Origin of the sequence: Mucilaginibacter pankratovii (assembly GCF_014773265.1) — a bacterium.
Lineage (GTDB): Bacteria > Bacteroidota > Bacteroidia > Sphingobacteriales > Sphingobacteriaceae > Mucilaginibacter > Mucilaginibacter pankratovii.
This window is the reverse complement of sequence record NZ_JACWMY010000015.1, coordinates 36,750-58,912: the sequence shown is the minus strand read 5'-3', so window position 1 is coordinate 58,912 and position 22,163 is coordinate 36,750. Positions and strand designations below refer to the sequence as shown.

The window sequence follows — 22,163 nt, the reverse complement described above, 5'->3', positions numbered from 1 at the left end:
CTTTTTTAATGATTAATTAACCATGTAAAATAAAAGCGGGTAAGAGGCCTGTAAGCCGGCATTTTCGCAGTGGCTGGCACACACATTGCTTTGATGATAATGAGCCTTTATTAAACTAATAATGTGGCTGTTATACAATACCCCATGCAAAAATAATTACCAAACAAAATGGATCACTACAGAGAAATAAAAAATAATTTAACCTGGCATAACGAAGGCAAGTTTGAGGTTGAATTAACAAACGGCATAATTACCCGCCTTAACTTTTGCGAGCCAGGCAAAGGCCCCGATGATACCGGCAAAGCCCTTACATCAACCAACTACAAATTCCTGCAGGCAGTTCACTCGGCGTTGGGCGATCTGTTTACCTTTATTGAGGAGGAGAACAAGCGATTGGGTTATAGCTATGCCCGCCCGGCAGACCTGGGCCCATATAACGAAGAGGTGGTAGAGAAGCCCTACATGCAGCCAACAGAGACCAAACTAAGGCCGCTGATCAATTACGATAACCAGCCGGAGTTGAGCCATATTACCGTTGGCGAAGGGTTGAGGGATATTGGTTGATGGTTTATTTTTTGCTGCCGCGAGTTTTCAACTCGTGGTGAGCACAATTCAGCTTTCAGCTGACGCAAGCTGGAAGCTTGTGCAATGCACACCACGGGATGCGCTGCGCTAATCTCGCGGCAGCGGAAAGTCTTTATGTGATATAAAATAGATATCTTTAGGAATGAAAAATGTTTGTATAACAATCATTCTATATTTCTTTTTCAATCTCAATGCATCGGCGCAAAAAACAATAAAAGCTAAAGACGCCTATAAGCATATAGGCGAAAAGGTATTCGTGGTAGGTGAAATCAAAGGGCAAGCGGGTCCTGGATATTTAAACTCAATATCTTTTTATGTTATTACCGATTCGATTAAAGTAGGCCTTGGCATAACGGTTCCGTATAAAATATGGAGAAAGTATAAGTTAGGCCAAAAGACGTTAAATTCGGATTTAAAAGGACAAACGATAAAAGTCTATGGTTTGCTTAAATTATACGGCGAACCTCAAATCGAAATTAAAAAAGCTTCTGATTTACAAGTGATAATACATTGAATTAGGTGTGATGCGAATAAACCACACCAATGATTTACTTGAGTATCTGCTGATACAACCTAAAATAATCCCCAGCCATCTTCTCCGCAGAAAATTGCGAACCTGCCCAATCGCGGCATATTTGCCGGCTGACGTTACTTAGCTGCGATACGGCATCCACAGCTTCATCAATCGTATTCACCAAAAAGCCCGTACGCTCGTGCTGGATCAATTCCGGCATCGAGCCTTTGTTGAAGGCGATAACCGGCGTACCGCAAAGCATGGCTTCGGCTACGCTCATGCCAAATGGTTCGGCAAAGTTAATGGGATGTAACAGGGCCGTGGCTTTGCCTAAAAGCTCGTTGCGCTTTTCGGGACCGGCATGGCCGATGTATTTAATCTGCTCGTTGAGATAAGGCTCAACTTTTTCTTTCCAATAATTCTCATCCTGGATGATACCCGCAATAAGCAATTTCTTCTTGGCTTTTTTGGCTATCTGGATAGCTTCGGCAGCACCTTTATCGTGGTGGATGCGGCCGAAGTAAAGCAGGTAATCTTCCGGTGTTTCGGTAAAGGTAAACTCTTCGGTATTTAAGCCATTATAAACGGTGGCCATGTATTCCAGTTCGGCGCTGCGGTCGGCGTTGCTGATAGATACGTAATGGCCAATGGTGTTATACTTTTTGTAAACCGGGATAATACGCGGCGACGAAAAACCATGTATGGTGGTGATCATCGGCGTTTTGATCAGTGCGGAATACGTAAGCGGCAAAAAATCGAAGTTATTGTGGATGATATCAAACTCCGATGCCTTTTCCATCAGGTTGCTGATGTGGAGGCACTCCAAAACCTTGGCATCCTGCGTGCGGTCTTCCTCGTAACCCTGTTCGCAAATACTTTCCAGCTTACCCGCGGTAATAGAATCGCCCGTGGCAAAAAGTGTTACCTCAACGCCCAGTTTTATCAGGCCTTCGGCAACGTTTGATGCTACCTGTTCCCAGGGCCCGTAGTGCCTGGGCGGTGTGCGCCAGGCAACCGGTGCTAATACGGCTGCTTTCATATTAGCAGAGCTTTACGTGTTCTTCTATCTTATTATACTCGTATTCCAGCTCGAAGGCCTTTAATACGGTTAAATGCGATATCAGGTAAGCCAGCGTACTTTCGGCGCCCTGGTTGCGGTTGATGCCGGTTGGCAGCAGCCCGTCGCAGCAGCCCTTTGTTTCATGGTCGTACAGTGGCGCGCGTAAAGTATTTTCGCCCAGGAACCATTTATAGCTCAGGAACATTTTTTCGATATACTGCGGCTTGCGGAAGATCTGGTAAGCCTGGAAATGCATTAGCACCATCGCCATGGTTTCGATAGCCTGCTGATCGAACGTTGGGAATTTACCCCCGCGATGGTACCAGCCATCGTTACCAACCGGGCTTAAATACCCGTTTGATAAAGTAAGCTTATCAAGGAAGGCCATCGTTGTGAGTGCTATTTTTTTAGCCTTTTCATCGCCGGTTATTTCACACGAGTGCAGCAGTGCCAATGGCAAAATGGCATTATCATAGGTCATGCTTTCTTCAAACCATTCCCAGTCATCGCTGCGGGTGTTATCATAGGCGTCAATCAAAGGCTGGGTCATGCGTTTTAATTCCTGCACCATGCCATCGTCAGTCGGGTAGGCTTGCAGGTATAGGCTTATCCCGATAATGGTGTTGGCCATACCCCGCAGGTATCTAAGCGCTTTAAAATGCGGGTACGAACGATGGAAAAGCTCCAGCGCAAATTCGCGGTAGGAGTTACTTGCGGCACAACTGATCAGATGGCCCAGTGCCCAAATGGTACGGCCGAAAGAATCTTCGGTACCCACTTCGTCCAGGTATCGCCTGTCGAAGCTCAGGAAGTTGCGGAAGTTGCCATCCTCGGTTTGCATATAGTGAATATAGCTGAGGTAGATGGGTAACAAGCGGTAGGCTTCCTGGCTGCCGTTACGCTGGTAGGCCATCAGGGCCATAATGAGCGCGCGGGCGTTATCATCAACGCAATACCCTTCTTTTAAGTTAGGGATACCGTATTTGGCGTGTTGTACTATACCAGTATCATCAGTTAAACGGGTAACGTGGGCCAGGCTGAATTTGGGCAGCACTTCGGGGTCAACAATGCTGTTCTTTAATATCTTGTCGCTAAAATCATGCGTGGCGGCTGCTTCCTGTGCCACCCTAATAAACTCCGACCCAATAACGGGCCAGCGCAGGTGTAAGCCATATTCGTAGGCGTTTTCTTTTAATTCATTCAGCAGGGCATCATCGTCCAATAGTTCATTAACGGTTTCCGCCAATGCATCTGAGTTCTTAAAATCGAAGAGGCGCCCGCGGTCGTCGGCAAGCAATTCGGTTGCATGCCAATAGGGGGTAGATACTACCGCTGCCCCGGCACCAACGGCATAAGACAAGGTGCCGCTGGTTATCTGCGCTTCGTTTAAATAAGGCGTTACATATACTTCGGCAGCGGTAAGGTAATCTATCAGTTCATCCTCGGCAACAAACTTGTTGATGAAGCATAAGTGCTGGGATACCTTGAGTTGCGCGGCCAGGCTTTTTAGGTGGTCGCGATATTCTTCACCCGAGTGTTTAACCACGCCCGGGTGTGTATTGCCCAGTATCACGTACATTACGTCGGGGTGTTTGGCTACAATTTTCGGCAGGGCCTTAACAACGGTCTCCAGGCCCTTGTTACGGCTGATCAAACCAAAGGTTAGCATTACGCGGTGATTTTTAAACGGCGTTAATGTTTTAACCGGGTTTTCTTCGGGTGCCTCAAGGTCGGGTACGCCGTGTTCTATAATTTGGATCTTCTCTACCGGGATATCGTAAATGGTGGTTAGAAATTCTACCGCGCGTTTACTCATTACCACAATTTTGGAAGATTGCTCGGCAATTTCGCGGATGATGATGCGCTGCACATAGCTGGGGTCCTTCAGGATGGTGTGCAGGATGGAGATCAATGGTTTTTCTAACCGGTTGATGAGCGGCAGGATATAGATGCCGCTTTCGCCGCCGTAGATGCCAAACTCGTGCTCCAGTATCACGGCATCAACCGCGCTGGTATTGATGTAGTTTGCCGCGCGGATGTAATCCTTTTGATGATTTTGGCGGATAACGTATTTTACGTCTTCGGGGTATTCGTATTCCTGCAGGTTTTCGGAGTCGTTTAGGGCGACCACAAAACCGCCTTCGAGCAAGGTTTTCCTTTTTGGAAAATTTGCGTTGATGGCAAGCATTAGATTTTTATTAAATGTTGCAATACCGCATTCGCGGGGCGGATAGGTAGATATATATGCGATTTTCATAGTAGATGTTTGGTGCCGATAAATGTTGTTTTTGTGCTACAATTGCGCCCTCTTGACCAAAAAAATGTGCATCGTGACCTGTTAAAAGGTATTTATGCGCGGAAAAGACAATATTTATATGGGCGCAAGCCATAGTGCATAAACTATACCAATTAACTAGGAATAAATTTTGGTAACCGTGTTTTTACACAGGAATTATAGTATTAATTAAAATTGAAGGTTGGGAGGGGTGTTTATAAAATGCTAGCGGAATGAAAATCAATAGCCTCGGTAATCACGGCGCAGGCATGGATTATTTGCTCATTGGTAATAATCAATGGCGGGGCAATGCGCATGGAGTTGCTGCAATGCAGAAACCAATCGGTAATTACGCCATTTTCTATACAGCGGTCTATTATTTTTTTGTTGAGGTCGAAGCTTTCAAACTCTACAGCCAGCATCAGGCCTTTGCCACGGATGCCCTTGATGGCGGGGTGGATAAGCTGCTGGTAAAAAAGCCGGTTTTTTGCTTCCACGCTATCTATCAGTTTATCGTTTAACAAAACTTCCAGCGCGGCCAGCCCGGCCGCGCAGCAAACCGGGTGCCCGCCAAAGGTGGTTATATGGCCCAGTATCGGGTTTTCCTTAAATACCGACATCACCTCCACCGGCGCTACGAATGCTCCAACCGGCATGCCGCCGCCAAGCGCCTTGGCTAATAAAAGAATATCGGGCACAATGCCGAAATGTTGGAAAGCAAACAGCTTACCCGTACGCCCGAAAGCAGCCTGGATTTCGTCAAGTATCAAAAGCGTACCCGTTTCGGTGCAGCGGGCGCGGAGGGCCTGCATGTATGCTATATCCGGCACGCGGATGCCCGCTTCACCCTGGATGGTTTCTATGATAACGCAGGCGGTTTCGGTGGTGATGTACTGCAGATCGTCAATCTCATTAAAGCGGATAAAGTTCACGCCCGGCAATAAGGGGCGATAGGCCTGCTTAAATTCCTCGTTACCCATTACGCTGAGCGCGCCATGGCTGCTGCCGTGGTAAGAATTATGCATGGCCACAATTTGTTGCCTGCCCGTAAAACGCTTGGCAAGCTTAAGCGCACCCTCCACCGCTTCTGCACCCGAGTTGGTGAAATAAACCGAGTTTAAGCTCTCAGGCAAAATAGAAACAAGTTTCTCTGCAAAGCGCACCTGCGGGCTTTGCACGTATTCGCCGTACACCATCAGGTGCATGTATTTATCAACCTGCGCTTTAATGGCGGCAATCACTTGCGGGTTACTGTGCCCCAAGTTACTTACCCCGATGCCGGAGATCAGATCTGTAAACGCATTGCCCTGCTTATCGTACATATAAACCCCTTCGGCACGCTCAAACTCCAGCAGCAGGGGGAAGTGGGTGGTTTGGGCGTTGTTATTTAAAAATAGCTGGCGAAGGGTGAGCATGTGGCAAAGGTAATAAGATTGAGGGATTGTTGGGTTGTGCCCATTTGTTCTGTTGTGCCCTGTTAGGCGCGGGCAGTGAGTTAGGTTAAGCCTGTGGATGTTACTTTCTTTTTTTCCGCTAAAAAGAAAGTAACCAAAGAAAAAACTCCCGGCTTGGTTACGCCCTATGAAGGTCAGTGGTTTTGCAGTGCCTGTGCAACCCGTGCGTTCCCGAGACCGGTTTTTGCGGGCTTCGTTGGGTTCGTCAAGTTCATAAATCAAAATCAAGAAAATCCTTTAATCCTAAAAATCATGGTTCAGACAATCAACGAAATCATTTAATCAAACTAATCAACGGTTCAGGCAATGCGCCAGGGGTTGTAAGGGTTTAGCCCAAAGGGCCGGAGCGAAGCGCAGCCCTGCAAAGCCCGGCCCGCAGGGGGCGCCATAATTTGTCTGAACTCGAATTTACGAATTTTTAAAATTACCAGAATTTTAAAACAACCGGTTGGCTGGGGTATTTCCTTCTAACCCTTCTTTCCCCCAATGCTCACCTAATCAACCACTCAAACTCACCATTCCCCCCTCACAATAAAACCTAAACCCACAAACCCTACCAAACTAACCGTCATTTTTATTATTTTCGCACCCTCACATGCGCAATTAATAAAATGGACTATCAATTTAAGGATATAGAGAAAAAGTGGCAGCAGTTTTGGGCGGATAACCACACCTTTAAGGCCGAAAATAAAACCAATAAACCCAAGTACTACGTGCTGGATATGTTCCCTTACCCAAGCGGTGCGGGGCTGCATGTTGGCCACCCGCTGGGCTATATAGCTTCTGATATTTTTGCGCGTTATAAACGCCTTAAAGGCTTTAACGTATTGCACCCGATGGGGTACGACAGCTTCGGGCTGCCGGCCGAGCAGTACGCCATACAAACAGGGCAGCACCCATCCGTTACTACCGAGGATAATATTGCTACCTACCGCCGCCAGCTGGATCAGATTGGTTTCTCGTTCGACTGGAGCCGCGAGGTGCGCACCAGCGAAGCCGGTTACTATAAATGGACGCAGTGGATCTTTATGCAGCTATTCAACAGCTGGTATAATAAAGATGCTGATAAAGCGGTAGCTATTGACGATTTGGTAGCCCATTTTGAAAGCAAAGGCAGCGCCGGCATCAACGCCGTGTGCGACGAAGAGATATTAAGCTTTACCGCCGATGAGTGGAAAGCCTTTACCGAACAGGAACAACAAGCCGAACTGTTGAAATACCGCCTTACCTACCTGCGCGAAAGTACCGTAAACTGGTGCGCTGCCCTGGGTACCGTATTGGCAAACGACGAGGTAAAAGACGGTTTTAGTGAACGCGGCGGCTACCCTGTTGAGCAAAAGAAAATGATGCAGTGGAGCATGCGCATCACCGCTTATGCCCAGCGTTTGCTGGATGGTTTGGACACCATCGACTGGCCCGAGCCTTTAAAAGAAATGCAGCGCAACTGGATTGGCAAAAGCGTGGGAGCGAGCGTGAAATTCCCGGTAGAGAATAGCCCGGAAGTGATAGAGGTTTTTACAACAAGGGTTGATACCATCTTCGGTGTAACGTTTGTGGTATTGGCACCCGAGCATGAACTGGTTGCCCAATTGACTACGCCGGAGCAAAAAGCTACGGTTGAAGAATACATTGCCAAAACCAAAAAGAAAAGTGAACTGGACCGTATGGCCGATACCAAAACCGTATCGGGCGCTTTTACGGGCAGCTATGTGCTAAACCCGCTGAATGGCGATAAGATCCAATTGTGGATTGCCGATTACGTGCTTGCCGGTTACGGTACAGGTGCCGTAATGGCCGTACCAAGCGGCGATCAGCGCGATTACTTGTTTGCGAAGCATTTTGATTTGCCGATTGTACAGATCCTCGACACACAAAGTATTGAACTTGAAGCCGACCCGACCAAGGAAGGTAAATACGTCAACTCCGACTTTATGAACGGGCTGGATTACAAAGCCGGCACGGCCGCCGTTATAGCCAAACTGGAGGCAATTGGCGCGGGTAAGGCCAAGGTGAACTTCCGGATGCGGGATGCCATTTTTGGCCGCCAGCGTTACTGGGGCGAACCGGTACCTGTTTATTTTAAAGACGGCTTGCCATACCTGATTGATGAAAGCGAATTACCACTGGTATTGCCCGAGATTGATAAATACCTGCCAACCGAAACCGGCGAACCACCATTGGCACGTGCCACCGACTGGAAACACCCGGAAGGCGAATACGAGCTAAGCACCATGCCGGGCTGGGCAGGCAGCAGCTGGTACTGGTACCGGTACATGGATGCCGACAACAACGAAGAATTTGCATCGGAAGAAGCTATCGACTACTGGAAAGCGGTTGATCTGTACATCGGTGGCAGCGAGCACGCTACCGGGCACTTGCTGTACAGCCGTTTCTGGAATAAGTTTTTGAAGGATGTTGGTAAAACGCCCGAAGAAGAGCCTTTTAAAAAGCTCATTAATCAGGGGATGATACAGGGGCGGAGTAACTTTGTTTATCGTTTATCTGATGAAGAGGGCAGGGGCACTAACACTTTTGTATCTCATGGTTTGATAAAAGAGTACAAGGTGTCGCCTTTGCATGTAGACGTTAATATTGTTGACAATGAAGTTCTGAACCTAAATAAGTTTAAACAATGGCGCCCTGAATATGCCGATGCAGAGTTTATTTTGGAGAATGGCAAATACATCTGCGGTGTCGAAGTCGAGAAAATGTCGAAATCCAAATACAACGTAGTTAACCCGGATGATCTAATAGAACGTTACGGCGCCGATACTTTGCGTATGTACGAAATGTTCCTTGGTCCGCTGGAGCAAAGCAAGCCCTGGAATACCAATGGTATTGAGGGCGTGTTCAAATTCCTGCGTAAATTCTGGAGGCTTTTCCATGATGCGGACTGGAACTTTAACGTAACCGATGCCGCGCCAAGCAAAGCCGAACTGAAATCGTTACACAAGATCATCCAGAAGGTGGAGCAGGATATCGAGCGGTTCTCGTTCAATACCTCCGTATCCAGCTTTATGATAGCGGTGAATGAACTCACAGATCTTAAATGTAATAAGCGCGCCATCCTGCACAACTTAGTGATCATTCTGGAGCCATACGCACCGCACATTTGCGAAGAGCTTTGGGTATTGCTGGGTAACGAAGCCGGCAGCCTTTCTTACGCGGCATATCCAACATTCAACCCGGCCTATTTGGTAGAGGATGAGTTTAGTTACCCTATCTCTATCAACGGTAAAATGAAAACCAACATCGCGTTATCATTAAGCCTCAGCAACGAAGAAATAGAAGCCGCCATCCGCTCGCATGCCGATGTACTCAAATACCTCGACGGCAAAGCGCCTAAAAAGGTGATTGTAGTAAAAGGCAGGATAGTGAATATTGTGGTGTAAAAAAGTAGCGATGGGTTTCAAACTCATCGCTACTTTTTATATACGGGCAAGCGATCATTTAAAAGGGTCGTCATGTTGGACTTGTTTCAACACCCCACGGGACGGGTAACTACCTCGCTTAACCGACTGCATAGCTAATCACTTTGCATGTGGGGTGCCGAAATAAATTCGGCATGACGGCGGGTTCACTGCTTTAAATACTATAATAACAAAGCGCTTTTTCAATGACCCAGCCCAAACACATCCACCAGGTAGATTATATCAGGGCCATCGCGTCGGTTGCTGTGGCGCTGTTTCATTTGGGGGGCAAATCCTTGCCGGTACTAAAATATGGCTGGCTGGGCGTACATATGTTCTTCCTGCTCTCGGGCTTTATTATCTGTAAGGCTATACCACGCAATTACTCCTGGCGGCTTTCGGGTAAGTTTATCAGTAAGCGTATTATCCGTATCGAGCCACCTTATATTATCTCCATCGCTGTGGTGCTTTTAGTCAATTTGCTATTAGCCGGTCTTGGTTTAATACCATCCGCCCATCCCGATTGGTTAAACTTGCTCGGGCACCTTGCTTACATTAATAATTTTACCGGTGCACCTTATATTAACCCCGTTTATTGGACGCTGGGCATCGAATTCCAATTCTATCTTTTTGTAGCGATTGCATTCCCGCTGATCGTAGGCCGATGGGGTACCTGGTTTTTATTGGCGCTATGTATTTTATCGCACTACATTCACATACCAGGCTCCACGTTATTGGGCCTGTTCCCGGTTTTTGCACTCGGCATTTTATATTACCTGTATTTTACCAAACAAATTACGCGTACAGAGGCATTACTGTTTGGCCTGCCTGTAGCCCTGATCAGCTGTTTTAGTATAGGCTGTGCAGAAACTGCGGCGGCCTTGTTTGCTGTTGTAATATTGGCCCTCCCGCTAAAAAGCAACAAGGTTATCAGGTTTTTTTCTGCTATTTCCTTCTCGCTGTACCTCACCCACGATACCGTTGGCAGTAAGCTGGTAGCCTTTATGGGGCAAAGCCTGCCAAAAACGCTGCCTTTTAAGGCATTGGAGTTTGGGACAGGCATAATTGTGAGTATCACCTTCGCCTGGGTATTCTATTTAGTTGTAGAAGCGCCCTTCCTTAAGCTCTCAAAACGTGTTGTTTATAGCTGATAATCAGCTTGGTGTAACATATACATTACAGTTATTAATATTTTACAAAAAAGGTTTAATTGCTTGTAACATTTTAGCCATTTTCGCCTCCAATTACGAAAATGAACTAATATGAGACTTATAATTTTACTTTTAATAATATTTTGTGCTTCCTTTACAGCTAAAGCCCAGTTTGGGGTAGGCGGTGGTGGCGGCTCATCTATCATCGGAAAGATATCCGGGTCGGTTATCGATTCTGTTACTAAAAAGCCGGTAGACTATGCTACCATCAGTGTTTTCAAAAGCGGCGGTACAGTGCCTATCAACGGTGTTTTGACAGACGAAAAAGGAAACTTTAAACTGGATAACATTAAATCGGGCAGTTATAAGATCACCATATCTTTCCTGGGTTACAAAACTAAAACTATCGACCCGGTTACAACTTCGGCTTCAAAACCGGATGCTAACCTGGGCGGCATTATTTTGCCGCCAAGCGCACGTGCTTTAAAAGAAGTGCAGGTAGTTGGGCAGCAGGCGCTTATCGAAAATAAAATTGATAAGATAGTTTACAACGCCGAAAAAGATTTAACTGCCGCTGGCGGTACCGCTACCGACCTGCTATCCAAAGTGCCAATGGTATCCGTAGATATCAATGGCAACGTGTCTGTACGTGGCGATAACAACGTTAGGGTATTAATAAACGGTAAGCCATCGGGCGCTACATCTGCCAGCTTAAGCGACGTATTAAAATCTATCCCTGCAGATCAGATAAAATCTATCGAGGTGATCACCTCGCCATCTGCTAAATACGATGCGGAAGGTTCCGCCGGTATCATCAACATCATTACCAAGCAAAAAAATGTGTCGGGCTTAAGCGGTGGCATCAGCGGTGGTGTGGGTACACGCCAAAACAATGGTAACGGCAACCTCAACTACAACAAAAACAGGTTTAACTTTAATACCAACATAGGTGGCAACGCTTCGTGGCCGCAAACTTCGTTAACCAATTTTGAGCAGTATTTTACCAATAATGGTACAACAACCTCTATTATCACCAATGGCGAGACCAAGCTAAAAAGGCATGCGCTTATCGGTTCAGTAGGTGCCGGCTATCAATTCAATGGTTTTAACAGCCTTAATACTACCTTTAAGTTTAACCAAATCACCTTTGGCAACGATGGTTTTTCTACTACCGATGCTGCCGCTCCGTACACCAGCATCACCAACAGTAATAATACGATAGATGGTTTCGACTGGAATTTAGATTACACCCATAAATTCAAAAAAGAAGGCCACGAGATTGATATCTCTACCCAATGGAGCCACAATACAGGTTTACAGGCTTATCAGAACCAGTATAGCGCCGTTTACCAAAGTGTTAAAAACAATATCGACGGTAAGAACAACGAATACACTTTCCAGATTGACTACACCCTACCAATAAATAAGGTGTTTAAACTGGAAGCAGGTGGTAAAACAATTTTTAGGAGGCTGAAGAGCGTAAGCGATTATTACAGCTACCTAAACAACGAATTTGTTTATAACACTACACTTTCTAACCAGTACAATTATAATCAAACAGTACTGGCGGGTTACTCGGTATTTACCGTAACGTTGCCTAAACAATGGTCGGTACTGGCTGGTTTGAGGTTGGAGAACACCGATATTGCGGGCGAGCCAATAAGTGCTTCGCAGTCGCTTTCGCCTTTTGATCAAAACTACAACACCTGGGTACCAAGCTTAACCATCCAAAAGAAGATCACGGCATCAAGCACCTTAAAACTGGGGTACTCTAAGCGCATAACCCGCCCAAGCCTGCAGTTCCTTAATCCATTTGAGAACCGCAGCAACCCGCAAAACTATCAGCAGGGTAATCCAACGCTTAGCCCCGAGGTATCACAAACTATCGAGCTTGGGCTAAACAGCTTTATCAAAACTTCTATTGTAAACTTATCGGTTTACTATAAACGTACTTCGGGCCTTATAGAAGGTATTACCGAAGCCGTTCCAAATCAAACGTATACGCTTACCAAGTTCCAAAACGTAGGTAATAACAATTCGTTTGGCGGCAGCTTCTTTGGTACCATAAACCCGTTCAAAGCGCTAACTATTATTGGTAGCGTAAACGGCTTTACTTACAAGCCTACACCTACCGGTAGCTTTGCAAGCCAGCAAACGCAAACCGGCACATACATGATGTTCAACGGTTTCCTTCGTGCTACAGCAACGCTGCCAAAAAACTTCATTGCAGAAACGTTTGCTTTCGGAAGTTCATCGCGCCGTACTATACAGGGTTCGCAGCCTGCATTCAGCATCTTCGGGTTTGGCGTACGCAAGCAGTTTTTGCAAAAGAAAGCTTCGCTTGGCTTAAATGTTATCAATCCGTTCTCGGAGTATAAATACTTTAAATCGAGCACTACCAGCCCGGGCTTCAGGCAAACCAGCAGCTTTGCTTTACCGTTCCGTTCGTACGGTATTACATTTAGTTACAGCTTTGGTAAGCTAAGCTTTGCACAGCCTAAAAAGAGCGGCGTAAAGAACGACGACTTGAAAGAAGGCGACCAGGGTATGGGCGGCGCACCAGCCGGCGGCCGATAGTCTTTTGAGACAATAGATTTTTAGAAGAAAGATAAAAGACTTCATAACAAAGCGAGCCTTCCGTTAACTCGGGAGGCTCGCTTTTGCTTTGGTCTGAACCGGGATTTATTGGATTTATGTGATTGACCGGATTTTGAATTGTAGGATGATAGCTTGGAACCGGGTGTCCAAATGTATGCAATAGCGCGCGGTCTATCCTTAAAATGAGAATTAGACACGCCGAAAGGAGTGCTTTTTCTTGCCTCTTAAAGTCCTGCTTCCTGCCTCTATTCTTCTCCTACATTAATGCCTATCTGTTTCAGCAACAGCGACGCGTTGAAGGTTTTGCATTCGCCGTGTTTTATTTTGTAATCAAACAGCATCTCGCCGCCTATAACCTGGATATCAAAATAATAGTTGCGGATGTAGGCGGGGTATTTATCTTCCAGGCGGGCTATCTGCAGGTCGTGCGTGGCCACCATGCCTACGCCTTTTTTGGCAATCAGCTGCTCTATCACGGCCTTGCTGCCCAAGTATTTATCAACCGAGTTGGTGCCGCGCAGCATCTCGTCTATCAGGAAGAAAACCCGGCTTTCATTCTCCACGGCTGCCAAAAGCATCTGCAGGCGGTCCAGCTCGGCCTTAAAGGTGGATGTGCTTTCGTTCAGGCTATCTTTAATGCGCATATAGCTCACCATGGTAATAACCGACACTTGCATCGCTGCGGCACAAACGGGCGCCCCAGCCAGCGCCAAAACGGTATTGATGCCGATAGTGCGCAGAAAGGTGCTCTTACCCGCCATATTGCTGCCGGTAATGATATCTATAGAGAAAGCGTTGTTCAGTTCATAATCGTTGTCAACCCGCTTGCCGCGGATAAGCGGATGGGCAATGTTTTTGGCGGTAAGGGTGTAGCCTTCGGTATCGGCAATAAGGGGGTAGGTCCAATCAGGATAATTAATGGCGGGTACTGTAATGCTGATGAGTGCTTCAAATTCGGCGATCACATCGAAGGCAGTTTCAAAGTTTTCGTGGTTTGCCTTTTTCCATGCTTCAATGGCCATTAGCTGGCGAATGTCCCAGATAAATATGGCGTTCAGCAGCACCATCAATATCATATTTAGGCGGTAGTTAAGCTTATTAATAAGGATCGACAGTTGCTTTATCTTGTCAGAAACCACATGCCCGTTGGCATCTTTCAGCTTTTTGCTGCTGTTTTGGGTGTAGGCGGTTGCCCATTCCTCCTGTTCAATATTCTGAAAAGCCAGCACAAAATGCTTGAGGGCAGTATCTATCTTACCTGCAATCAGGTCGGTTTTGCCCACAATTTTTGAGCGGGTGGAGGCTTGCCGGTAATTAAACCACATAACCGGGACAACCACATATAATACCGGCGTATAAAAGTACCCGGCAACCAGCAAGGCGAGCAGCACAAATGGCGCCGACTGGCTATATACACGCAAAAACTTTTCGTTATCCAGCTCTACCGGTGTTTTCAGAAAGGTGATGAGGTTAGTAACCTGCTCGCGGTGCTGCTTTAGCGAAAAAAGCAGGTTAGCTTGGAAGTTTAACTTCCACCCGGGCTTGGCGGCGAGCTCTTTTACCGCCTCTTGCCGGGATAAAACAACCTCTTTTGTAGCCGGCGCCAGCAGCCAGCCGGCCAGTTTTATATTACCATTTAAGGTTGCACACCGGTTTATAAGCTGGAACAACGAGCTCTTGCCGAAGATATCCAGGTCGGCAGTGTAATGGTGTTTGTCATCTGTAAACCAGCCGCCATCATGGTAAATGTTGCTGTGGGCGGCCATGCTGGCGGCCTCGTTCTCGTTCACCTTTTTCAGGTCGAGGTAGAAGTTTTTTGCGGCCTCAAATTCATTTTGTTTACCTACCAGTTTGGCAAAAACAAAACCAAGCGCCAATACTGCCGCTACCAATATCAGGATATTATCCTCGCTCACTGTTAAAACGATAGATGCTATAAACAAAGCGAAAATACCTAAGCGGTATAATGAGTAAGTATTGGCTTGTTTGGCAAAGCCATCGGCCTGTTGTTGGGCTTGTGCGGCCGCTTGTGTATGCTGGGTTAAAATATCCTGTTCCATTAGCTGTTGTAAAACCTTAATTTTGGAGAGCTCTACAAGTTTTCAATTTTACAACAAATACCCAACATTTAGCGCCTATAATGAAGATCACTTTTATAACCGTTGGCAAAACCGAAGATGCTTATTTAAAGGATGGCATAGAAAAGTATGTAAAGCGGCTAAAACACTACACCAAACTGGAGCTGGCCGAGATCCCCGAACTAAAAAACACAAAGGCCCTCACCGAAGATCAGCAGAAAACAAAAGAAGCCGAGCTCATCCTCAAAAAAGTTACCCCGCAGGATCATCTTATTCTGCTGGATGAAGCGGGGCAGGAGTTCACCTCGGTACAGTTTGCCAATTACCTCAACAAACGCGCCATCAGTTCGGTAGCCAGCCTGGTGTTTGTGGTAGGCGGCCCTTACGGGTTCGACCAATCGGTTTACCAGCGTGCCAATGATAAGATCTCCCTCAGCCGAATGACCTTCTCGCACCAGATGGTTCGCCTGTTTTTTGCGGAGCAATTGTACCGGGCGTTTACCATTATAAAGGGAGAGCCTTATCATCACCAGTAGCTTGACTTGAAGATGAGTGAATTTGAAGATTTGAAAGTTGAGCTCAGCCATTTTCAAATCTTCAAATCGCCAAATTTTCAAATCAATTAAATACCTTTGCGCCATGCACAGTCACGATCACTCCGGCCACCATCATCACGACCATGCCCCCAAGCTGGATAAGCTAAACACGGCTTTTATCTGGGGAATTGTATTAAACTCTGGTTTCGTAATTGTAGAGGTAATTGCCGGGCTCATCAGCGGTTCGTTATCCCTGCTAACCGATGCCGGGCATAACCTGAGCGATGTAGCCTCGCTGGCCCTTGCATTGCTGGCTTTTAAAATGAGCAAGGCAAAATCAAACAGTAAATACACCTATGGCTATAAGCGCTCTACTATCATCGTTTCGTTTTTTAACGCGGTGATATTGGTTGTAGCGGTTGGTTTTATTGTGTACGAAGCCGTGCTGCGCTTCCTGCACCCGGAGACCGTTACCGGAACTACCATTGCCTGGGTGGCGTTTTCAGGTATTGCCATCAACGGTTTTACCGCCTGGCTGTTTGTGAAAGATAAGGATACCGACCTGAACATAAAAGGTGCCTACATACACATGGCGGTAGATGCAGTTGTATCGCTTGGTGTGGTGATATCGGGCGTTATCATCTACTTTAGCCACTGGTATTGGGTAGATAGCGCCGTGAGCATCATCATCGCCATTGTGATTTTAACCGGCACCTGGAGCCTGCTGAAAGACAGCCTGCGCCTGGAAATGGACGGCGTACCCAAAGAAATGGACCTTGCCGAAATTAAAGCCGAACTAAAAAAGGCCAAAGGCGTAGTGGATGTACACCACATGCACGTTTGGGCTCTCAGCACCACCGAGAATGCCCTCACCGCCCACCTGGTGGTAAAGCCGGAGGACATGACGAACTTCGATAACATTAAGCACGATCTGCGCCACCGCCTGGAGCATCTCTCTATCAGCCACAGCACCTTTGAGCCCGAATTTGTGGATGAGAAATGTGAGCAACCGAAGTGTTGAGAATGCCTATCTAAGCTAATATCAATAATATGAAAACAAACCGCAGAAAATTTATAGCAACCGCAGCAACAATGGCCGCCGGTGTGGCCGTTGCCCAAGCATTACCATTAACAACTATGACAAACAAGTATCACGTTGTGCACCATGCACTTTTTTGGTTGAAAAACCCCGATTCGAAAGAAGATCGCGATAAACTGGTGGCCGGTGTAAAATCGCTGGGCAAAATCGAGCATATTAAAGAACTGCACGTAGGCATTGTAGCCAGCACCGAGAAACGCGAGGTGGTAGATAACAGCTGGGGCGTATCAGAAGTAATGTTCTTCGCCGACCTGGAAGGCCAGGCTGCTTACCAAACTCACCCTATCCATCAGCAATTCATCAAAGATCATAGCCACCTTTGGGAAAAGGTTGTGGTTTATGATGCGATAGATGCATAACTAAATCCACCACGTCATTGCGAGGCACGAAGCAATCTCCCGAGATGCAGAGGCCTTTGCATAGCCGCTTGTCATACGTAGAGATTGCTTCGTGCCTCGCAATGACGACGTGGCAAACAACAAAGCCCCGATAGCAAAACTACCGGGGCTTTATCGTTTGCGGCGGTGAGGACACCGTCGCGGTGTATTTTAAAAAACCTTACGCTTTCTTAGCAACAGCCTTTTTAGCTTTTGCTTTTGGTGCTTCGGCTGCTGCTTCTGCCGGCGCAACTTCTTCCTCTTTTACAGGTGCTTCTTCGGCAACAGGTGCGCTTGGCAGTTCTTCGCTAAATAAAGGCAGATCCTTTAAGATCAGGTACCAGCTGATGATCTTCTTCATGTCGCTTGCGTACACCTTTTCTTCATCATGGTCGGGTGCTACTTCGCGGAAGAAGCTGCGCATTACTTTGCCATCATCCTTAACAGCAGGTACGGTAGCAGAGGCTTTCATACGCTCCAATACATCTACCAGTTTAATATCCTCATCCAGTCCGAAGATAGTGATCTCGTTCAAAGCGGCCAGCTTAGCGGTGCTCAAGTTAGCTATCAGCTTGGTTTTTTGCGCATCAAGGCTTTCTAAAACGTAACCGGTTTTGTTTTGCGCAAGCGCTTTCCATAAACCCGGTTTACCCGATACTGCAACAATTCCCTGTAAATTCATTTTTTATGTTTATTGGTTGATTAAGTTGATCAAGTGAATGGTTAGCAGTTTAACCGCTCACCACTCACCCATTCAACCATTCACTATCCTTCAATTACTTCTACGCCTAAAATTTTATCGCCCTGGCGTATATCGTCAACCACGTCAACATTTTCTACAACCTTACCAAATACGGTGTGGTTACGATCTAAATGCGCGGTGTTTGCACGGCTGTGGCAGATAAAAAATTGTGAGCTGCCGGTGTTACGGCCAGCATGTGCCATGGATAACACACCACGATCGTGGTATTGGTTTTCGCCGGTTAGCTCGCAGTCTATTTTGTAACCTGCGCCGCCAGCACCAGTACCGGTTGGGTCGCCACCCTGAACCATAAAGTTAGGGATAACGCGGTGAAAAATAACGTTATCGTAAAAACCAGATTTAGCCAGCTTTAAAAAGTTAGCTACGGTGTTAGGGGCATCCTTGTCGAAAAACTCAACGGTCATGTCGCCTTTTTCGGTTTTAATTATTGCTTTGCTCATCATTATTTTAAATAGGGTGCAAAGTTAACAAAAAAGGAGAAAGGTGAAAGGGGGTATTAAGGTGAAAGGTAAAAGGTTAAAGCAGAAAGGAAGAAGTGATATCGGTAAGCGTTTGGGCGATGCCTTTGGCCCTGCCTACCGGCAGGCAGGCCGGGCTATCCGTTCCAACTCCTCATTCCGCGCTGCTGATAGAAGCAGCGCTCCATTCCGGGGTTTCCACTGCTATCCCTATCGCAGGGCTGGTTTCACCAATTCCATAAGCTTGTAATACATTTATTGTTTAATCGTTACATTTGAATACAACCATCAAGCAAATCAAAGTGATAAAACCACTATACAAATACCTTTTAGTTTTTACCTTTCTCCTTTTGCCTCTCTTAACAAGGGCGGCTTCTATCCTTATCCCCATGGACGAGGAGCAAAAAGACCACCTTAAATCATACGGTATCGCTTTTTGGGTATTAAAGAACCAGCAGGAGGTAGATTGGCTGCTGAACTATCGTGGTGGCAGCTTTATGATGAAGTACGCTAAACGTATAGAAGACGAATGCAAGATCCGTGGAGTAAGTTACCAGGTGGTCGCCGATGCCGCCGCCACGCAGATCATCACCGAAGTAAGCGACCCATCCGTTAATATGGACCTGGTGAAGCTGCAAAAAGCGCCAAAAATGGCGGTGTATTCGCCAAAAAGCAAGCTGCCCTGGGATGATGCCGTTACCCTGGTATTAAAATATGCCGAGATACCCTATGATGTTTTGTACGACGAGGAAGTAATAAAAGGCGACCTGCCCAAATACGATTGGCTGCACCTGCACCACGAGGATTTTACCGGGCAGTTTAGTAAGTTTTATGCGTCGTATCGCTACGCGCAATGGTATAATGATGATGTGAAAGCGCAGAACGCCATGGCCAAAAAGCTTGGCTTTCAAAAAGTATCGCAAATGAAACTGGCTGTTGCCGAGCATATCCGCGATTTTTGCGCCGGCGGCGGCTTCCTGTTTGCCATGTGCAGCGGTACCGATACTTTTGATATCGCCCTGGCATCATCCAATACCGATATCTGCGGACCCATGTTTGATGGCGATGCCGTTGACCCGGCAGCGCAAAACAAGTTGGATTATACCCAAACCTTCGCCTTTCAGAATTTCCAGCTGGATATGAACCCCGAGTCGCACCAGTTCAGCAATATTGATGTAACGCCGACCCGGCAGGTAGAACGCACGCGCGATTTCTTCACCCTGTTCGATTTTTCGGCCAAGTGGGATGTGGTACCCAGTATGCTCACCCAAAACCACGATAAGGTGATAAAAGGTTTTATGGGCCTAACCACGGCGTTTAATAAAAGCCGTTTAAAGCCCGGTGTTACTATTATGGGCGAAATGAAAACTGCCAACGAGGCTCGTTACATCCATGGCGAGTTTGGCAAAGGCCAGTGGACCTTTTACGGCGGCCACGACCCCGAAGATTACCAGCACGCCGTTGGCGACCCGCCAACCGACCTCAAGCTCCATCCCAATTCGCCCGGTTATCGGTTGATATTGAACAATGTGTTGTTCCCGGCAGCGAATAAGAAGAAGCAGAAAACGTAACGCGCGAGCCCCCTAAAGGGGGAGCTTTTGAAAAGCTTAAACAAAGAAAAACCCGGCTAATGAATTGGCCGGGTTTTTCTTTTTATCTTGATTCTTGTGTCTTAATTTCTTGCATCTAAATTCTACTCCCACTTCAGGGGGCTGGGGGGCTCTTAATTGTAGAACGTCCAGGCAACGCCAAACTTTAAGGCGGCATCTTGTTGCGGGTAGCGGTTTACGGTGTAGTACCCCTTGCTGAACAGACCCTGGTTGGCGTAATCATACTGGAGGAAAATGTTGGTGCGCTGCAGCGTTGCTTTAAAAAACACGCTGGCAATGGGGTACGAGGTAAAGGTTACGTTGGCTCCATTATAAAACTGCCCTAAACCAACCGCGTAAGATGGTGCTGTATAAGTAGTATTGTAACGCAGGCTTACGCCGTATTCAGATTTCAGCACATCAAACAAGGTTGAGTTATGGTAAAGGCTACTGTAGGTGTAAACCTCGGGTGTACGCAAGAGTGTTAAGTTGTCTGATTTTTGGTAAACCACATAATTATCAAAGTGGAACTTATGCCAGGTAAGGTTTTTGCCCAGGCTTACCTTAAGCATATTAATACTACCGCCAAATTGCTGCGGCGTAGCATCAACCCCGCCGTTGGAGGCCGCAAAATACAGGTAGTCTGTTATTAAAAAATACTCGGCCTTCAGGTCCAGCTTTAGCAGGTCGTTTACGTAATTAAACGATAAGTTGGTGATCTTCTGGTTATTAAAATCAGTATGGAAAATATAGTGGTTGCTAATCCAATCGGTATACATCAGCCCCGGCGAACTGCTCTGCAGGTAAGCGCCCAATACTATCCTGCCGGCTTTTTTACCGCCCGCAAGGATAAGTTTGGCATCGTAAAGCAGGTCGCCAAAATCGCGGCCCTGTATTATCTGCTTAATATCGCCATCGAGGTTTATCCTGTCGCTAAAGCGGTAGCCAAGGCGTGCCTTCAGCGTAATGTTTTGAAAGGTTGAGTTCTGCACCCTGGATGGCCTTAATACTTTACGGCCAAATTCGTTCAGGGTGGTATCGCTTACAAACTGGCTGTATTTGTAAAAATCCTGCGTTAGCCCCACATCAAGTTTTAGCTCATTCTTCACCATTTTTAAGGATTTCCCCCTCAGGTAAAAACTGTAGGAGAAATCATTTTGTAAGTGTAAAACGTTGAGCGAATCGCGCGAGCGGCCTGCGCTGAAATAATAATCGGGGAACACGCCATACTGGTCCAGATCGTTTTGCAGGTATTCGTATTTTCGGGTGTTGTAATAAAAGGTATAGGCTACGCGCTGGGTGGGCAATACATTGGTGCTGCCGGTGCTTTTTTTAAGGCTATCGATATGCCCGATGTAGTAAAACTGCTTTATATAAAACCCGGTGTTTTTCCAGTCGCTGTAGCTGCTGGGGAGTTTAACAGGCTGCGTGGTTTTGTTAAACGCAAGCGCATTGAACACGTCATCCTCTACCAGTGAACCTGTCTCCGGGGTTTTAAGGTTGTTAAACAGGAGATTGCCCAATAAGTTATAGCGCTGATTCTCCGAGTGGTACCAGGTGAAAATACCGGCGTTGAACCCGCTTACGTTCTGCTTTAATACGTTATTGCTGCTGTAATACCCGCGCGACCCATTAAAGTTGAGGATGAACCCAATGTTCCAGTTGGGTTTAACGTTTTGAGTGTGCAGTGTTTTAAAATACTGCTCCTTGGTGCTGCCCAGCGTATTGGAGAGCGAGAGCAAAGTATAGGGCACCCGCGCATTAAAATAATTCATATCCTGCGGGTTTATCAGGTAGGCATCAAGGGCGTGCATCCCTTCATCAAAGCCTATGGTTTTGCGCGGGTTAAAAAGCAGGTCGCGCTGAGAGGTGCCCAGGTAGCCCAAATGCACTTTGGGGTTACGCGGCTGGTTAAGCGGACTATAATTCTCAAAGTTCACAAGGCCCGTATCCAGCGGGAAAAGCTGGGTGCTATCGCTTAGCAGCCGTTCGCTGGTTACTTTAATGAATTTGGAGGTGAATACTACCGAGTCCTTTTTTCGCTCGTCGCGTGCGCGGATCGAATCGATATTTTGCGAATCGCCGGGGCGGGTGTTTTTTATTCTGCTGCTGGTATCGCGGCTGTAAACCGGCTCGCGCGATTGCTGGCCGGGGTAGGTGGTTGGCACCTGCCCAAAAGCCGCCTGCACGGATGCGCAGATCAATACTAATAATAG

The 22,163-nt window shown here is 46.8% G+C and carries 17 protein-coding genes; 10 read left to right on the top strand and 7 right to left on the bottom strand.

All coding sequences use genetic code 11. The annotated features are described in order from the left end of the window. The first annotated feature begins 168 nt into the window (after positions 1–168). Entirely contained in the window at positions 169–564 is a 396-nt protein-coding gene (locus IDJ77_RS24005) for a hypothetical protein (RefSeq protein WP_191191529.1), read from the top strand. Positions 565–727: 163 nt separating this feature from the next. Further along, on the top strand, positions 728–1,099 hold the full coding sequence (locus tag IDJ77_RS24000; protein ID WP_191191528.1) for a hypothetical protein: 372 nt from the start codon (positions 728–730) through the stop codon (positions 1,097–1,099). 34 nt (positions 1,100–1,133) lie between these two features. On the opposite strand, the gene IDJ77_RS23995 is transcribed toward IDJ77_RS24000, so the two are convergent. The 3 genes from IDJ77_RS23995 to IDJ77_RS23985 form a co-directional block, all read right to left on the bottom strand. Further along, entirely contained in the window at positions 1,134–2,138 is a 1,005-nt protein-coding gene (locus IDJ77_RS23995; RefSeq protein WP_191191527.1) for a glycosyltransferase family 4 protein, read from the bottom strand. A 1-nt stretch (position 2,139) separates the two neighbouring features. Then, positions 2,140–4,416: a glycosyltransferase family 4 protein gene (locus tag IDJ77_RS23990; protein WP_191191526.1), complete on the bottom strand. Its 2,277-nt coding sequence runs from the start codon at positions 4,414–4,416 to the stop codon at positions 2,140–2,142. A gap of 233 nt (positions 4,417–4,649) precedes the next feature. After that, positions 4,650–5,849, bottom strand: coding sequence for an aspartate aminotransferase family protein (locus tag IDJ77_RS23985; RefSeq protein ID WP_191191525.1), 1,200 nt, complete (start codon positions 5,847–5,849; stop codon positions 4,650–4,652). Positions 5,850–6,499: 650 nt separating this feature from the next. On the opposite strand from IDJ77_RS23985, the gene leuS reads away from it, so the two are divergent. From leuS to IDJ77_RS23970, 3 genes are all read left to right on the top strand, one after another. After that, positions 6,500–9,280, top strand: coding sequence for a leucine--tRNA ligase (leuS, locus tag IDJ77_RS23980; protein ID WP_191191524.1), 2,781 nt, complete (start codon positions 6,500–6,502; stop codon positions 9,278–9,280). A 224-nt stretch (positions 9,281–9,504) separates the two neighbouring features. Further along, positions 9,505–10,449 (top strand): acyltransferase family protein, encoded by a 945-nt coding sequence (locus IDJ77_RS23975; RefSeq protein WP_191191523.1) that lies wholly within the window; start codon positions 9,505–9,507, stop codon positions 10,447–10,449. Between the two features lie 111 nt (positions 10,450–10,560). After that, a complete protein-coding gene (locus IDJ77_RS23970; RefSeq protein ID WP_191191522.1) occupies positions 10,561–13,026 on the top strand; it encodes an outer membrane beta-barrel family protein in 2,466 nt (821 codons plus the stop codon). A gap of 266 nt (positions 13,027–13,292) precedes the next feature. On the opposite strand, the gene IDJ77_RS23965 is transcribed toward IDJ77_RS23970, so the two are convergent. Beyond that, positions 13,293–15,107: a MutS-related protein gene (locus IDJ77_RS23965; RefSeq protein WP_191191521.1), complete on the bottom strand. Its 1,815-nt coding sequence runs from the start codon at positions 15,105–15,107 to the stop codon at positions 13,293–13,295. An 80-nt stretch (positions 15,108–15,187) separates the two neighbouring features. Here IDJ77_RS23965 and rlmH point away from each other — a divergent pair, with 80 nt between their 5' ends. The 3 genes from rlmH to IDJ77_RS23950 all read left to right on the top strand — a co-directional run bounded on the left by rlmH (position 15,188) and on the right by IDJ77_RS23950 (position 17,119). Continuing rightward, on the top strand, positions 15,188–15,661 hold the full coding sequence (rlmH, locus tag IDJ77_RS23960; protein ID WP_191191520.1) for a 23S rRNA (pseudouridine(1915)-N(3))-methyltransferase RlmH: 474 nt from the start codon (positions 15,188–15,190) through the stop codon (positions 15,659–15,661). A gap of 103 nt (positions 15,662–15,764) precedes the next feature. Continuing rightward, positions 15,765–16,682, top strand: a complete 918-nt coding sequence (locus IDJ77_RS23955) for a cation diffusion facilitator family transporter (protein WP_191191519.1) — start codon at positions 15,765–15,767, stop codon at positions 16,680–16,682. Positions 16,683–16,711: 29 nt separating this feature from the next. Further along, a complete protein-coding gene (locus IDJ77_RS23950) occupies positions 16,712–17,119 on the top strand; it encodes a Dabb family protein (RefSeq protein ID WP_191191518.1) in 408 nt (135 codons plus the stop codon). A gap of 199 nt (positions 17,120–17,318) precedes the next feature. Here IDJ77_RS23950 and IDJ77_RS23945 read toward each other — a convergent pair whose 3' ends face one another. Continuing rightward, positions 17,319–17,819, bottom strand: a complete 501-nt coding sequence (locus IDJ77_RS23945; protein WP_191191517.1) for a DUF5606 family protein — start codon at positions 17,817–17,819, stop codon at positions 17,319–17,321. Positions 17,820–17,902: 83 nt separating this feature from the next. Then, complete coding sequence (locus IDJ77_RS23940) at positions 17,903–18,340, bottom strand: peptidylprolyl isomerase (RefSeq protein ID WP_191191637.1); 438 nt, start codon at positions 18,338–18,340, stop codon at positions 17,903–17,905. Positions 18,341–18,383: 43 nt separating this feature from the next. Between IDJ77_RS23940 and IDJ77_RS23935 the strand changes: the two genes are divergently transcribed. Then, positions 18,384–18,608 (top strand): hypothetical protein, encoded by a 225-nt coding sequence (locus IDJ77_RS23935; RefSeq protein ID WP_191191516.1) that lies wholly within the window; start codon positions 18,384–18,386, stop codon positions 18,606–18,608. Positions 18,609–18,747: 139 nt separating this feature from the next. Next, positions 18,748–19,929, top strand: a complete 1,182-nt coding sequence (locus IDJ77_RS23930) for an asparagine synthetase B (RefSeq protein WP_224751215.1) — start codon at positions 18,748–18,750, stop codon at positions 19,927–19,929. Between the two features lie 152 nt (positions 19,930–20,081). Here IDJ77_RS23930 and IDJ77_RS23925 read toward each other — a convergent pair whose 3' ends face one another. Then, on the bottom strand, positions 20,082–22,151 hold the full coding sequence (locus IDJ77_RS23925; RefSeq protein ID WP_191191515.1) for a putative porin: 2,070 nt from the start codon (positions 22,149–22,151) through the stop codon (positions 20,082–20,084). Between the last annotated feature and the right edge of the window lie 12 nt (positions 22,152–22,163).

Bases quoted from the DNA above. Each gene is read 5' to 3' on its own strand.
- IDJ77_RS24005 (WP_191191529.1), top strand. From the start codon at position 169: ATGGATCACTACAGAGAAATAAAAAATAATTTAACCTGGCATAACGAA.
- IDJ77_RS24000 (WP_191191528.1), top strand. From the start codon at position 728: ATGAAAAATGTTTGTATAACAATCATTCTATATTTCTTTTTCAATCTC.
- IDJ77_RS23995 (WP_191191527.1), bottom strand. From the start codon at position 2,138: ATGAAAGCAGCCGTATTAGCACCGGTTGCCTGGCGCACACCGCCCAGG.
- IDJ77_RS23990 (WP_191191526.1), bottom strand. From the start codon at position 4,416: ATGAAAATCGCATATATATCTACCTATCCGCCCCGCGAATGCGGTATT.
- IDJ77_RS23985 (WP_191191525.1), bottom strand. From the start codon at position 5,849: ATGCTCACCCTTCGCCAGCTATTTTTAAATAACAACGCCCAAACCACC.
- leuS (WP_191191524.1), top strand. From the start codon at position 6,500: ATGGACTATCAATTTAAGGATATAGAGAAAAAGTGGCAGCAGTTTTGG.
- IDJ77_RS23975 (WP_191191523.1), top strand. From the start codon at position 9,505: ATGACCCAGCCCAAACACATCCACCAGGTAGATTATATCAGGGCCATC.
- IDJ77_RS23970 (WP_191191522.1), top strand. From the start codon at position 10,561: ATGAGACTTATAATTTTACTTTTAATAATATTTTGTGCTTCCTTTACA.
- IDJ77_RS23965 (WP_191191521.1), bottom strand. From the start codon at position 15,107: ATGGAACAGGATATTTTAACCCAGCATACACAAGCGGCCGCACAAGCC.
- rlmH (WP_191191520.1), top strand. From the start codon at position 15,188: ATGAAGATCACTTTTATAACCGTTGGCAAAACCGAAGATGCTTATTTA.
- IDJ77_RS23955 (WP_191191519.1), top strand. From the start codon at position 15,765: ATGCACAGTCACGATCACTCCGGCCACCATCATCACGACCATGCCCCC.
- IDJ77_RS23950 (WP_191191518.1), top strand. From the start codon at position 16,712: ATGAAAACAAACCGCAGAAAATTTATAGCAACCGCAGCAACAATGGCC.
- IDJ77_RS23945 (WP_191191517.1), bottom strand. From the start codon at position 17,819: ATGAATTTACAGGGAATTGTTGCAGTATCGGGTAAACCGGGTTTATGG.
- IDJ77_RS23940 (WP_191191637.1), bottom strand. From the start codon at position 18,340: ATGAGCAAAGCAATAATTAAAACCGAAAAAGGCGACATGACCGTTGAG.
- IDJ77_RS23930 (WP_224751215.1), top strand. From the start codon at position 18,748: ATGGACGAGGAGCAAAAAGACCACCTTAAATCATACGGTATCGCTTTT.